Genomic DNA, 12,819 nt, shown 5'->3' on the forward strand with positions numbered 1-12,819 from the left:
CGGGAGTTAATTCTGGGGAAATGGAGGCGTTTTACGGTATTTGTATGACGATTCCCTTCGCGCTTGATCTCGGCAGGATCTTCACCGCGCCCGAACCCTGGGCCGCGCTCGCTGAGGAACGGGAGAAAGGGTGGATCGCGCAGAGCCCGTTCGGCGTCCATGTGCTCGGGTTCGACGCGGCGGTGGAGATCCTGCGCGACCGCCGCTTCGAGATCGACGTGACGACGGTCCTCGACGGCGCGGGCATCACCGACCCGCAGATCAGAAGCCTGTGGGTGTCGGCGCTGCTGGGATCGCCGACCCACGTGCACGACAGGCTGCGCAGACTCGTCGCCCCGTACTTCTCGCGCAAGGTGGTGACTTATCTGCGCGCTTACGTTGTCGCACTGATCGAGCGGCTCGCGGACGAGCTCGCCGAGGCCGGGACCGTCGACGCCGTCGGGGGCTTCGCGGCGCGGATACCGCCGCTCGTCTTCGCCCGCATGATCGGCGCGCCGGAGGAGGACGCCGACCAGATCGGCCGCTGGTCGGCGACGATCATGCAGATCTTCGCGCGGGACCCGGCGCGCGCGCCGCAGATCGAGGCGGCCGAGCGGGCGCTCGCCGAGTACGTCGATCAGTTCATCGCCGCGCGCCGCGCGAATCCGGGCGGCGACGACATGATCTCCGCGCTGCTCGCGGCCGAGGAGTCCGGCGACCGGCTGACGTCGGACGAGCTGCGCGCGGTCGTGGTCGAGGCGCTGAAGGCGAGCGCGGACAGCACGTCGACCTCGCTGTCGGCGCTGCTGTACGCGGCGGCGCTGCACCCGGAGAGCTGGCGCGCGCTCCGGGACGACCCGGGCGGCATCCCCGCGTACGTCGAGGAGACGGGACGGATGTGGCCGCGCATCGTGCACATTCCGCGCACCGCGCTGGTCGACGTCGAGTGGCGCGGCCTGCGGCTGCCCGCGGGCACCGACGTCCATGTGTCGGTGCCGAGCGCGCTACGGGATCCCGCCGCCTTTCCCGATCCGTTGCGGTTCGACCCCACGCGCGGCGCACCCGTCGCGCACAACCTCAACTTCGGCAGCGGCGCGCACATGTGCGTCGGCGCGGCGCTGGCCAGGATGCAGCTCGGCGCGGCGCTCGAGGTGCTGACGCGCGCGTGGCCGCGCGTGGAACTCGTCGGGCCGCCGCGCATCGACACGACCTTCGGCGCGGTGACCTTTGAGTATCTACCGCTGCGTGTTGGTTGATCCCGGTTCGGGGGGACGGGGGGAAGGCTGCGGGGATGTGGTGGAGCGTCAAAGATTGACAGGGAACGTCGCAGCGATGGCGATACGTGATTGAGCGGACATGATCTTGGCCATGTTCAGACCATGATCACTCTCAGGTTGGCGGGCGCGTCGTTGGGCGTGCTCGCGCTTGCCGCGCCGATGGCCGCGGCCACCGAGGCGCGGGCCCAGGAGGGCACCCCGTGCCACCGTTACTACTGGGCCGACGACGACGATGACGACCTGCGGCGGAACTGCGTGGGCCCGCGCGGTCCCCGCGGCCCGCGCGGCCCCGCGGGCCCGGCCGGCCCTGCGGGTCCCCCAGGACCCCAGGGTGTGCAGGGCGTACCCGGCGAACAGGGCGAGCAAGGAGAACAGGGCGAACAGGGCGAACAGGGCGAACAGGGCGAGACGGGTCCCGCAGGCCCGACGCTGCCGCCCCAGTACATCGCCGGAATGGCGACGGACATCGCGCCCGGCGGCATCGCCGCGGTGGCGGGCGGCGGCTGCCCCGCCGACTACTACCCGATCAACGGCACGGTGACCTACACCGGCGGCGGCGCGCCCTACTACCTGGCCAGCACAGCCGTCGGCGCCACCTGGCAGTGGGGCGTCCTCAACTTCTCCCAGACGACCCCGATCACCGTCACCGTCTCCACAATCTGCCAGTTCGCCTCACCCTGACACCACCACACCAGGGATCCCCGAGCTCTCCACAGCCCGGGGATCCCCAACCACCACCCCCGCCACCCATTCCCCGACCACCACACCCCCTGCTACGCAGCCCGCCCAGTCTCTTCCCCCTAACCCACAAACCCACCACCACCCCCTAACCCCCACCAACTACAGTGCCGCCCATGCCCCGCGACCTCCACGCCCGCGCAGTAGTAGCCGACGCCCACAACGACCTCCTCATGGCCGTAGTAGCCCGCCCACCCGCGCGCTGGGCGTCCTTCTTCAGGAAACAGTGGCTGCCGCAGTTGCGCGCGGGCGGCGTCGACATCCAGGTGCTCCCGGTCTTCATCGACGACGCGTTCAGGCCCGAGGGCGCGCTCCGCGAGACGCTCCGGATGATCGAGTGCGCACACACAATCGCCGAGGGGAACGCCGACGCCGTCCGCCTCTGCCTCAACGACCGCCAGATCAACGCGGCCCTCGCCGACGGCAGGATCGCACTGGTGCTGCATGTTGAGCATGTGGTGGGGGTGGCGGGAGTTGGGCATGTTGGGCTTGGGCCGGATTTTGTGCATGAGGTCTACACGGATCTGGCGCCGCCTTGCTGTGAGGATCGTGCGGGTGGGGTTGGCTTTGATGTGATGGCGACGCTTCCGGGGCTTGCCGGGCCGGCGGGGCTGCCGTTGCTCACTGAGGAGCTTGTCGCGCGGGGGATGGGCGAGGCGGAGATCCGGGGGGTTCTTGGGGGGAATGTTCGGAGGGTTTTTGGTGGGTTTTTTGGGTGAGGGGGGCGGCGTAGGGTTCTTGGGTCGTTGGTGTTTGTTGGAGAGGTGAGGGGTGTTGTGGAGAGTTCTGGGTTGGTTACTGTGGGGTTGCCGATCGCGTTGGCGATTGTGATGTTCGGGCTCGGGCTTTCGTTGACGGTGGGGGACTTTCGGGGGGTGGTGCGGGCGCCGCGGGCGGTGGTGGTGGCGCTTGTGCTGCAGGTTCTCGTGCTGCCGGTGATCGCGTTCGGGCTGGTGAAGGCGTTCGACCTCGATCCGTTGCTGGCGGTGGGGGTGATGCTGCTGGCGGCGTCGCCGGGCGGGACGACCGCGAGCCTGTTCAGCCATCTGTTCCGGGGGGACGTGGCGTTGAACATCACGCTCACCGCGGTCAACTCGGTGCTCGCGGCGGCGACGATCCCGCTCATCACCAACTTCGCGATCGGGCACTTCGGGGCCGAGGGCGAGCTGGGGCTTCAGTTCGGCAAGGTCGTCCAGGTCATCGCGATCGTGCTTGTGCCGGTGGTGGTGGGTATGGCAGTTCGGTCGCGGTTCGCGGGGTTCGCCGACCGGGCGGACCGGCCGGTGCGCGTGTTCTCGATCGTGGTGCTCGCGTCGGTCGCGGTGGGCGCGCTGCTCGGGGAGCGCGAGAACCTCGGCGAGTACGTGCGTGACGTCGGCGCCGTCACCGGGCTGTTCTGTCTGCTGAGCCTGACCATCGGGTATGTGGGCGCGCGCGTCATGCGGCTGAACGAGGCGCAGGCGATCGCCAGTTCCATGGAGATCGGCGTCCACAACACGACTGTCGCGCTGACGATCGCGTTGAGCATCCTGGACAGCACCGAGGTCGCGGTCCCGTCGGCCGTCTACTCGATCCTCATGTACCTGCTCGCCACCGCCTTCGGCTTCCTCATCACCCGGACCAGCGCCGCCCAGGCCCCGGCCTGACGGGGGAGGCTCAGGTGAAGTAGACCGCGTCGGAGGGCCGTGGGCTTTCCGGGCCGTCGCGGCCGAGGCGCAGGAAGCGGGAGACGCGGACCGTGCGGAACCGGCGGCCCATGACGTCCCACTGGGGGCCGGGGTTCTGCTCGATCCATGCGGCGACGCGTCTCCACCTGGCCAGTTCGGCAGGGCTCGCGGGGTCGCCCTTGAACTCGCGCACGCGCGGCAGGAGGTCGCCGAAGTAGTTGGCCAGGGAGCGACGCGCCTGCTCCGGGCCGTTGCCGCCGGTGATGGGGTTCGAACGGCCGTCCTCGATCTCCACGACGGTGAACTCGGGCGGCAGCGTGATGACCGACGGATGGGTGCGGACGGCGTGCCTCGCCTCGACCTGGATCTGCTCGGGGACGGTGCCGGGGATCGGCTCGTAGGAGCAGAGGTTCATCCGCAGCTGCGCCTCCCAATACCCGGCGGGCACGAGCGGGTCGATCGGGTGGCCCTTGAGCGGCAGTGCCGCCTCGGGCGGGTCGGTGTCGGTGTGCCGGGGCGGCTCGAGCACCCCGTTGCCGATCAGGGTGTACTTCTCGACGCGGATGATCCGGAAGCGCTTGTCGCCGATCTCCCACTCGTCCTTGGCGAGCTGCTCGCCCTCCTCGGGGTCGAGCTTGCCCGCGACCGCGAACATCTCGCGCACCCTCTTCTCCTGGCTGCCGGGGAGCTGGTCGGCGGTCCTGCGCAGATGCGCGGCGAGCCCGCGCCGCGCCGCGTCCGGACATGTCCCGCCCGCGCCCCCGATCCGCCACTCCCGCCCGACCTGCACGGCCCACCCGAAATCCGGCGGCCCCGCGGGGAACATCTTCGGATGGACCCGCATCCGCTCGCCGAGCTCCTGATCCCGCACCGCCATCGCGGGATCGAGGTCGGCGACAAGATTGATCTTGTTATATCCACCCATCAGCGGAAATCCCATACCGCCATCTTCCCCAAACCCCGCCCGGCCCGTGGGGAGAATCCGATGACACACCGGGCCGAGAAAGCCACGGAGAGTGCGGATCTTCGCGAATCGGACGCCCAACCTCGAACCGCCGCGGGCGGGGACGTCACGGGGTCGGGGTCACCGCGAGGCGGTTGATGTCCGGGTTGCGGAGGATCGCGGGGACGTCGTCGGCGCGCTGGACGGCGGTGAGCATCGCCCGGCCGACGGCGTCGCTCGTGGTCACGTGACGGGGAAGGGCCCGGCGCAGCAGGGGGAACAGGAACCCGGTGCCCCGATAGATGACGCGGTAAAGCGGCGTCTTGGAGACCGCCCCGCCCACCGGCTGGATGTATCCGGGACGGAACATGTGCGCGCGCATCGGCATCGCGAGGAGGTCGTTCTCGGTGCGGCCCTTGACCCTCGCCCACATCTGACGGCTTGTGCCCGTCTCGTCGGTGCCCTGGCCGGACACGTACACGAACGTCAGGTCGGGGCTCGCGGCGTGCAGCGCGCGGGCCGCGGCGAGCGCGTAGTCGTAGGTGACGCGGGTGTACTCGGCCTCTTTGAGCCCGGCCGCGGAGACCCCGAGGCAGTACAGGCAGGCGTCGAGCCCGGCGAACTCGTGCTGGATGTCGCTGTAGTCCGTGAAGTCCGTGTGCACGATCTGCCGCACCTTGGGATCGTCAAGGGCCAGCGGCGTGCGCACGACGGCCAGGACCTCGGTGACGGCGTCGTCGGCGAGGCACGCGCGCAGCGCGCCGTGGCCGACCATGCCGGACGCTCCGAAAACGATGACGCGCATGGGTGCTCCTAAGGTTCGGTTCGGTGGGTCGAGCGCAGAAGACGGCGGAAGGTGGCGCACTGCATGTGGGTCGGGGCCGGGCAGGCCGCGGCGTGGTGCAGGGAGTCGCGCAGCGCGGCGAGGCGGCGGATCGTCGCGTCGAGCTCGTCGGCCTTGGCGGTGAGCAGGGCCCGGTCGACGCGCGGGGCGGCGTCGGGCGGGAGCATCGTGGCGATCTCGGTGAGGGAGAACCCCGCGGTGCGGGCCAGGGAGACGAGCGCGAGACGGTCGAGGACGGCGGGGTCGTACTGACGGCGCAGGCCGCGTCGGCCGGTGGGGGTGATCAGCCCCCGGTCCTCGTAGTAGCGCAGGGTGGAAGGGGGTACGCCCGCGCGGCGGGCGACCTCCCCGATGTCAAGATCGGTCATGGTCCTTGACTTCAAGTCGGCTTGAAGTAGCACAGTGGCATCTTCGGTGGACGAGAGCAAACAGGAGACGGAAGTGAACGATCAGAAGGCCAGGTGGAGCGGCGCGCCGGGGAACGCGTGGGTCGAGGCGCAGGGGTTGCTGGACGCCATGTTCCGGCCCCTTGAGGACGTCCTCGTCGCGGCGGCGGCGGGCGGACGGAACGTGCTGGACGTCGGGTGCGGCACCGGGGGCACGACGGTCGCGCTCGCGCGGAAGGCCACGGGCCGCTGTGTGGGCGTCGACGTGTCGGCGCAGATGATCGACGCGGCCCGCGAGCGCGCCCGGCGGGAGGGCTCGACCGCCGAGTTCGTCCTCGCCGACGCCCAGGAGCACACGTTCGAGCCCGCCGCGTTCGACACGGTCGTCTCCCGCTTCGGCGTCATGTTCTTCGACGACGCGGTGCGCGCGTTCGCGAACCTGCGCCGCGCCGCGACCGACGACGCGCGGCTCAGCTTCGTCGTCTGGCGCGGCGTCGAGGAGAACCCGTTCATGACGACCGCCGAGCGCGCCGCCGCGCCGCTGCTGCCCGGCCTGCCCGTCCGACGCCCTGACGAACCCGGCCAGTTCGGCCTCGCCGACCCCGACCGCGTCCGCCGCCTCCTGACGGACTCAGGCTGGACCGGCATCGACGTCAGCCCCCTCGACGCGGTGTGCGCGCTGCCCGAGAGCGAACTGATCGGATACTTCACCACGTTCGGCCCGGTAGGCATCCTCCTGCGCGAAAGGGACGAGGCGACGCGCGCCCGTGTCGTGGCGGCGGTCCGTCCGGCTTTCGACCCATTCATCCACGGCGCCGAGGTCAGGTACACCGCCGCCTGCTGGCTGGTCAGCGCGCGCCCGTCCTAGCGGCTGTACAGAGCCGGGCGGACTGTCGGGACGAAAGCACGAGCCGAGCGGCCGAGGTTCGTGGGACGGGCCGATGATCGGGGCGTCCGCCGCCGGGAGTGTGGGGCGCATGAGAATGCGCAGCATGAGCCTCGCCGCGGCGGTGGCGGCGATCGTGACGGTACCGACGGCGGCGCACGCGGGCCCGGAGGACTCGTGGCGGCACGTGTACTTCCTGCCGCAGTCCACGTTCGGCGACTTCGAGGCGGCCGGGTCGCACGAGGTGTGGCACATCGTCCAGGGAAGGCTGGCGCTGTGGCCGTCGGTGTCCCGCTGGACGGGCGGCGCGACATGGCAGAACTTCGCGCTGCCCGGCCTGAACTCCGTCCTGCTGACCCAGCTCACCGACGTCGACGCCGTCGGCCCGAACGAGGCGTGGGTCTACGGCTACTACCTGACCGGGATCAACCCCGACATAAGCGTCAGGTACCTGGCCCGCTGGGACGGCGTGAAGTGGACGCGCGTTCCCGCGCCGACGCCGAACGGGTCGCTGGGCATCCTGTCGGCGAACGCGGGCGGCACATGGTTCGCCGAGCGCGACCGCGTCTTCCGCAGGGACGGCGACGCCTGGACGCACACCGGCACGCTCGACGGCCTGACCCGCGAGCTGCACACCTTCGGACCGGACAGCGCGCTGGCCAGGACCGACTCCGGCCTATGGCGGTGGGACGGTACAAACTGGTCGAAGGTACCCGGCCAGTGGCCCGCCGCCGCCCGGATCACCGGCCCGGACAGCGCCTGGTACGCCGACACCGGCGGCCTGCACACCTGGGACGGCGCGTCCTGGCAGACGACTCCCTACCCTGAGCCGTTCGGAGACGTCTCGGCGGCCTCGGCGGTCTCCGAGTCCGGCGGACTGTGGGTCGCCACCGTGCGGAACGGCGCCGAACCCCTGCTGCGCTGGAGGGACGGCGCATGGACGTACTACAACACCACGCCCTACCCGCTCAAGCAGGTCATCGTCGACGGGGCCGACCGGGTGTGGGCCGTGGAGCGCCACACCCGCCTCATACCGAACGGCGGCGGCCACACGGCCGAGCACAAGGGCCGCGTCGTGCGTCTCGACCCGAGCGGCCTCAGCTGGAACCCCGTGTCGCTCCCCGACGCCGACTACCGCGTGATCACCCTGCCGGGCAGCGACCGGATCTACGCCTACGGCCGCAACGGCTGGACCGGCACCGACCACGTCACCACGAACGCGTCACCCCTGCCGTGACGGCGCGTCCGTCACGCGGTGGGCGTCGAGCCAGGCGACGATCTCGCTCAGGACCTCGGCCTTCTCCGGCTCGTTGTGCGGCTCGTGGTAGAGGCCGTCCCAGACGCGGACGGTGATGTCCGGCGAGGCCGCGTGGGTGCGGACCAGGTCGGTGGCGGCGACCGGCATGAGACGGTCGTCGCCGCCGTGGACGAGCAGGAGCGGGAGGGTCAGGCCGCGCAGCCGGGCGGGCATCGCGGTCGCGGCGGCGAGGATCTCCGCCCCGGTCCGGGCGACGATCTTGCCGTTGTGGTTCAGCGGGTCGGCCCGGTAGTCGGCGACGACCTTCGGGTCACGGCTGACGGCCTCGACGTCGAGGGCAAGGACCCCGACATCCGGCAGAATCCTCGACAGAACCGGCGCGAACACCCGCTGGACGGCGTTCGACGCGCTCGTGTCGAGCGCGGGCGCGGAGATGACCGCCCCGGCGACCCTCGGATGCGGATCACCCGTCAGGTACGTCAGGGAGATGAGCCCGCCGAGGCTGTGCCCGTACACGAAGACCGGCACGTCGGGGTGGAGGTCGGCGGCCTTCGCGACGAGCGCTGCGACACCGGCGACCGCCGCGTCGACGCTTTCGATGTTCCCGCGCTTGCCCGGCGACCTGCCGTGCCCCGGGTGGTCGACCGTGTAGGAGGCGTACCCCGCCTCGTTCAACCGGGCCGCGACGTGCGCGTAACGCCCGCCGTGCTCGTGCACGCCGTGCACCAGCACCACGACGCCGACCGGCGCGTCCACGGGCCAGCCCTGCCAGTACTGCCCGCTGTCCAGCGTGCCTTCCACGTGTCCTCCTGTCCGAAGCCCCGGGCCGCCGCTGCCCGGGACGCCCCAAGGTACGGCACCCGCCCGCACCCCCGGAAGCCTTGACGCTCCCGTCACCAGGTGACGGGGAGGGCGTCGAGGCCGTAGACGATCGCGATCTGCCGGAAGGAGATCTCCGCGGCGGGGATCGCGGGGCGGAAGGTCGGGAAGCGGCGGGCGAGGGCGGTGAAGGCGATCTCCAGTTCCATCCTGGCCAGGGGTGCGCCGACGCAGCGGTGGATGCCGTGGCCGAAGGCGAGGTGGGAGAAGGGACGGCCGGGCACCGCGCGGTCGAGGTCGTCGCCCCGCTCGGGGTCGCGGTTGGCGGCGGACAGGGAGCACAGCACCATCTCGCCCTTGGCGATCGGCTGGCCGCCGACGACGACGTCCTCGCGGGCGAAGCGGGGGAAGGCGACCTGGACCACGGTCAGGTAGCGCAGGAGCTCGTCGACGACCTCCTCGGCGTAGCCGTCCTTCTCGGCGACCGCCACGAGCTCGTCGGGATGCGCGGTCAGCCAGAGCGCGCCGAGCGCGAGCATGCTGGTGCTCGTGTCGTGGCCGCCGGTGAGGATGCCGTCGGCGAGGCTCGCCAGTTCCCGGTCGCTCACCTCGTCGCCGTGCTCGCGCAGCAGCGCGCCGAGGAGCCCGTCGCCCGGCGCCTGGCGTTCGCGCGCGACGAGCCCGGTGAGCAGGCGCATCGCGTCGTTGACCGCCTGGATCGACGCCTCGGGGCCGGCCGACAGGTCGAAGCGGCCCGCGCTCACCCGCGTCAGCTCGGCGTGGTCGGCGGCCGGGACGCCGAGCAGCTCGCACACCACGAGCGACGGGATCGGCAGCGCGAAGTCACGCACCAGGTCGGCGGGCGGGCCCGCCGCCTCCATCGCGTCGAGGTGCGCGGCGACGATCGCCGCGATCCGGGGGCGGAGCCGCGCGAGCCGTCGCATGGTGAACTCGGGCGTCAGCAGCCGCCGCAGCCGCGTGTGCTCCGGCGGGTCGGAGAAGCCGAGGCCGCCGGGGTCGGCCTGGTCGGAGCCGAGGGAGACGACGCCGGCGAAGTCGTTGCTGAACCGGCGGGCGTCGGCGAGCACGTCGCGCACGTCGGCGTAGCGGGTGAGCAGCCAGGCGGTCTGGCCGCCCGGTATCGGCATCGGGTACACCGGCTGCTCCGCCCGCGCGCGGGCGAGGTCGCGGACGGGATCGAACCCCTCGCGCAGGAACTGGAAAAGGGTGAAGTCCGTCTCGGCGGTCATGTCTTCCCATCACTTCGTTCTACAGAACGTCGAAGTTTAGGGGTGTTCCTCCTGGTATGGAGTTGTTTTCGGGCGATATCACCAGGCCAGGGCTAGTACGGATCGACCGCGATGTCCGCGACGCCGTCGAAGAGGAAGGCGGCGAGGGGTTCGGCTTCGGCCATGACCGCCGCGTGCTCGGCGGGGGAGAGGGGGCGGAGGGGCGTCACGGTGAGGCGGTGGTCGTTGGTCGTCCAGGTGGCGGTGACGCGCCCGTCGACAAGGACGACCCGCTGCCCCGTCACGGAAAGGCTGAGATGCGCCTCGTCGATGATGCGGCTTCTGTCCTGGTAGCCGAGGATCGCGTTGTCGAACGCGGGCAGGAACCGGACGGGCGCGGGGGCGTCGGGGCCGGGGCGTGGCGCGTCGGGCAGGTCGAGGAGTTCGCGGCCGCGCTCGTCACGGAAGCTGACGAGTTCGGGCCGGACCGCCTTCACCGCCGCGGGCAGGCCCGCGAGGCCGCACCACGCGCGAAGGTCGGCGGTGGAGGCCGGGCCATACGCGGCGAGGTAGCGGCGGACGATGCGCTGCCCGACGGGGTCGGCGGCGTCGGCGGGCAGCGCGGCGACGTCGCGTCCCAGCCAGACCTCCAACGGCAGGTTGCGCACCCCGGCTTTCGTCCGCCAAAGGCCGCGCGGCGGGAGCTGGACCATCGGGATGAGCGCCGCGACGAGGAGTTCGCCCAGCGCGCGGCGCGGCGTGCCCGGCCAGCGCTCCTTGAGTTCCTTGACGAGCTCGGTCATGCTGCGGGCCAGTCCGTCGGCCATGACGGCGCGGCCCGCCGCCGTGAGCTCGGCGAGGTCGATCCCGGCGAGTTCGCTCCGGTAGACGCCGAGCACGCGTTGGCGGAGCATCGCGTCGTGACGGGTCCGCCAGCCGAGCGCGTCCTCGGCGGTGACGAGGTGGACAGTCCGCCGCATCAGATGGGTGCGGACGACGGCGCGGCCGGTCAGCGCGGCGTCGAGAGCGTCCGGCGTGAACCCAGAAAGCCGCGACCACAGCCCGACGAACGGCTCCTGCGGCTCCTGCGCCTGCACCCCGCACAGATGCGCCACCGCGGCCCCGACCGGCAGGGCCGCGCGTTCCAGCAGATGCTGACGGGCGAGGGTCGCGCGGTTGAGCGCGCGAGTGTCAAGCACGGTCATGGAAACCTTCCGACGACGACGACCCTGCCACTCTCCCAGCAGTAGAGGTCGGAAAGCGTCCGCATCTCCGGATGGCCGGGTCAGGCGACCGCCGCGGACCTCGGCTTGCCGTCCGGGCAGGTGATCGTCGCGGAGATCCGCGGCGAGGCGCGCAGCGAGGTGAGCACCGGGCAGTTCTCCAGCGCCTCGTGCAGTTCCTCGCGCTGCGTCGGCGACAGCGCCCACTGCGGCCTGACGTCGAGGACGATCGCGGCGACGCGCTGCGCGTCGGCGGTGGCGAGGGTGAAGCGGCCCCCCACCTCGAGTCCCGCGTCCGGTATGCCGTGCTCCTTCAGATGGCGTCGGGCGAAGTGCGCGGCGCACGCCGCGAGCGACGCGGTGAGCAGCTCCAGCGGCGTCGGCCCGGCGTCCCCTCCGGCGTGCGGCTGGTCGACCCACAGCAGATGGTCGCGAATGAGGATCGCGAAGGTGTCCTGATCCTGGTGCCTTACGGTGATCTCTTCCATGACGGTAGCCCCCTCTGCTTTCCACCGTCAGGCCGGAACACACATTCCAACAGTGCCGTTCGCCCTCTTTTGGGAAGGACTTCGTGCTTCACCGCACATCACGGCATACCGGCTTTGCCCTTCACTGACCCTCGCGGCGCGTCCGGCGTGATCTTCCCGGCTCAGGCGTCGCGCGCCGACCGGATGACCGCGACCGGGCAGTGCGCGGCGAGGACGAGCGCCTGGCTGACCGACCCGAGCGCGGCGGCGCGGACCATGCCGAGACCGCGCGCCCCCACGACGACGAGCCCCGCCGACCGCGACGCGTCGATCAGCCCCGCGACGGGTTCGTCGGAAAGGACCCGAACCTCAAGATCGCGCACCTGCTCGAGCTGACGCCCGAGCAAGCGCCCGACGTCATCAGCCGTCGCCTCGCCGCGACCCCGCTCACTGAACTGCAACACCCTGAGCGGCGCACGCCGCAGCGCGGCCTCCTGGGCCGCCCACGCAACCGCCGCGGTCGCCGAAGGCGACCCGTCCCACCCGACGACAACGCCCCCACCCCCCTCCGCGCCGCGCACCACGACAACAGGGGACGTCGCCGACGCGAGCACCCGCGCGCTCACCGACCCCGCCCCCAACATGCCGCTCTCGGCACTCCGAGACGCCCCGAGCACAAGAAGATCAGCGGAGGCCGCGACCCGCAGCAGCAGGATCGACGGCCGCTCCTTCTCGCAAACCGTGACGACCCGCCCACCCCCGGCCAGCCTGACCCCCTCCCTGACCACCGCCTCAGCCGCCCCCAGAACCGCATCCTCCGCCACCCCCGCCGTCCCCTCCACCGGATACTGCCAAGCGACACACAGAACGAGCGGACACCCCCTCCGTCCGGCCTCGGCCGCCCCCCACGCGAGCGCTGCCCGCCCTGCCCCATCGCCGCTGTACCCCACAACAATCCCGCCGCTCTCCCACCCCTTCACGTCGCCCCTCCCCTCCCCTCCCCGCTCCTACTCCCAACATCGCCGCCCTCCCGCCCCTGAAACCCGACCCCAGGCCCATCGCCCAGCTCTAAGATCAACGTGAATTCTCAACTTGATAAGAGG

The 12,819-nt window shown here is 71.3% G+C and carries 14 protein-coding genes; 6 read left to right on the top strand and 8 right to left on the bottom strand.

The window, feature by feature from the left end:
• Positions 1-44: 44 nt before the first annotated feature.
• From R9X44_RS17820 to R9X44_RS17835, 4 genes are all read left to right on the top strand, one after another.
• Positions 45-1,235, top strand: coding sequence for a cytochrome P450 (locus R9X44_RS17820; protein ID WP_319815309.1), 1,191 nt, complete (start codon positions 45-47; stop codon positions 1,233-1,235).
• A 123-nt stretch (positions 1,236-1,358) separates the two neighbouring features.
• Positions 1,359-1,937, top strand: a complete 579-nt coding sequence (locus tag R9X44_RS17825; RefSeq protein ID WP_319815310.1) for a hypothetical protein — start codon at positions 1,359-1,361, stop codon at positions 1,935-1,937.
• 173 nt (positions 1,938-2,110) lie between these two features.
• Positions 2,111-2,713 (top strand): membrane dipeptidase, encoded by a 603-nt coding sequence (locus tag R9X44_RS17830; RefSeq protein ID WP_319815311.1) that lies wholly within the window; start codon positions 2,111-2,113, stop codon positions 2,711-2,713.
• 81 nt (positions 2,714-2,794) lie between these two features.
• Positions 2,795-3,640 carry a bile acid:sodium symporter family protein gene (locus tag R9X44_RS17835; RefSeq protein ID WP_319815312.1) on the top strand — a complete coding sequence of 282 codons (846 nt, stop codon included), beginning with the start codon at positions 2,795-2,797 and terminating at the stop codon, positions 3,638-3,640.
• Positions 3,641-3,650: 10 nt separating this feature from the next.
• Here the strand turns inward: R9X44_RS17835 and R9X44_RS17840 are convergent, their stop codons facing one another.
• The 3 genes from R9X44_RS17840 to R9X44_RS17850 all read right to left on the bottom strand — a co-directional run bounded on the left by R9X44_RS17840 (position 3,651) and on the right by R9X44_RS17850 (position 5,816).
• Positions 3,651-4,586 carry a DUF5954 family protein gene (locus R9X44_RS17840; RefSeq protein ID WP_319815313.1) on the bottom strand — a complete coding sequence of 312 codons (936 nt, stop codon included), beginning with the start codon at positions 4,584-4,586 and terminating at the stop codon, positions 3,651-3,653.
• A 145-nt stretch (positions 4,587-4,731) separates the two neighbouring features.
• Entirely contained in the window at positions 4,732-5,409 is a 678-nt protein-coding gene (locus R9X44_RS17845; protein WP_319815314.1) for an NAD(P)H-binding protein, read from the bottom strand.
• Positions 5,410-5,417: 8 nt separating this feature from the next.
• Positions 5,418-5,816 (bottom strand): helix-turn-helix domain-containing protein, encoded by a 399-nt coding sequence (locus R9X44_RS17850; protein WP_319815315.1) that lies wholly within the window; start codon positions 5,814-5,816, stop codon positions 5,418-5,420.
• Positions 5,817-5,889: 73 nt separating this feature from the next.
• Here R9X44_RS17850 and R9X44_RS17855 point away from each other — a divergent pair, with 73 nt between their 5' ends.
• Together R9X44_RS17855 and R9X44_RS17860 are read left to right on the top strand one after the other, a co-directional pair.
• Positions 5,890-6,702 carry a class I SAM-dependent methyltransferase gene (locus tag R9X44_RS17855; protein WP_319815316.1) on the top strand — a complete coding sequence of 271 codons (813 nt, stop codon included), beginning with the start codon at positions 5,890-5,892 and terminating at the stop codon, positions 6,700-6,702.
• Positions 6,703-6,811: 109 nt separating this feature from the next.
• Positions 6,812-7,957 (top strand): hypothetical protein, encoded by a 1,146-nt coding sequence (locus R9X44_RS17860; protein ID WP_319815317.1) that lies wholly within the window; start codon positions 6,812-6,814, stop codon positions 7,955-7,957.
• On the opposite strand, the gene R9X44_RS17865 is transcribed toward R9X44_RS17860, so the two are convergent.
• The 5 genes from R9X44_RS17865 to R9X44_RS17885 all read right to left on the bottom strand — a co-directional run bounded on the left by R9X44_RS17865 (position 7,943) and on the right by R9X44_RS17885 (position 12,696).
• The gene (locus R9X44_RS17865) at positions 7,943-8,779 is read right to left on the bottom strand and encodes an alpha/beta hydrolase (RefSeq protein WP_319815318.1); all 837 of its coding nucleotides are present in this window, start codon (positions 8,777-8,779) and stop codon (positions 7,943-7,945) included. The two genes, R9X44_RS17860 and R9X44_RS17865, sit on opposite strands and share 15 nt — an antisense overlap.
• 92 nt (positions 8,780-8,871) lie before the next feature.
• Complete coding sequence (locus R9X44_RS17870; protein WP_319815319.1) at positions 8,872-10,047, bottom strand: cytochrome P450; 1,176 nt, start codon at positions 10,045-10,047, stop codon at positions 8,872-8,874.
• Positions 10,048-10,139: 92 nt separating this feature from the next.
• Complete coding sequence (locus R9X44_RS17875) at positions 10,140-11,231, bottom strand: winged helix DNA-binding domain-containing protein (protein ID WP_319815320.1); 1,092 nt, start codon at positions 11,229-11,231, stop codon at positions 10,140-10,142.
• A gap of 80 nt (positions 11,232-11,311) precedes the next feature.
• Positions 11,312-11,737 carry an OsmC family protein gene (locus R9X44_RS17880; protein ID WP_319815321.1) on the bottom strand — a complete coding sequence of 142 codons (426 nt, stop codon included), beginning with the start codon at positions 11,735-11,737 and terminating at the stop codon, positions 11,312-11,314.
• Between the two features lie 161 nt (positions 11,738-11,898).
• The gene (locus tag R9X44_RS17885) at positions 11,899-12,696 is read right to left on the bottom strand and encodes a universal stress protein (RefSeq protein WP_319815322.1); all 798 of its coding nucleotides are present in this window, start codon (positions 12,694-12,696) and stop codon (positions 11,899-11,901) included.
• Positions 12,697-12,819: the final 123 nt, after the last annotated feature.

The organism is Actinocorallia sp. A-T 12471, assembly GCF_033875155.1.
Lineage (GTDB): Bacteria > Actinomycetota > Actinomycetes > Streptosporangiales > Streptosporangiaceae > Actinocorallia.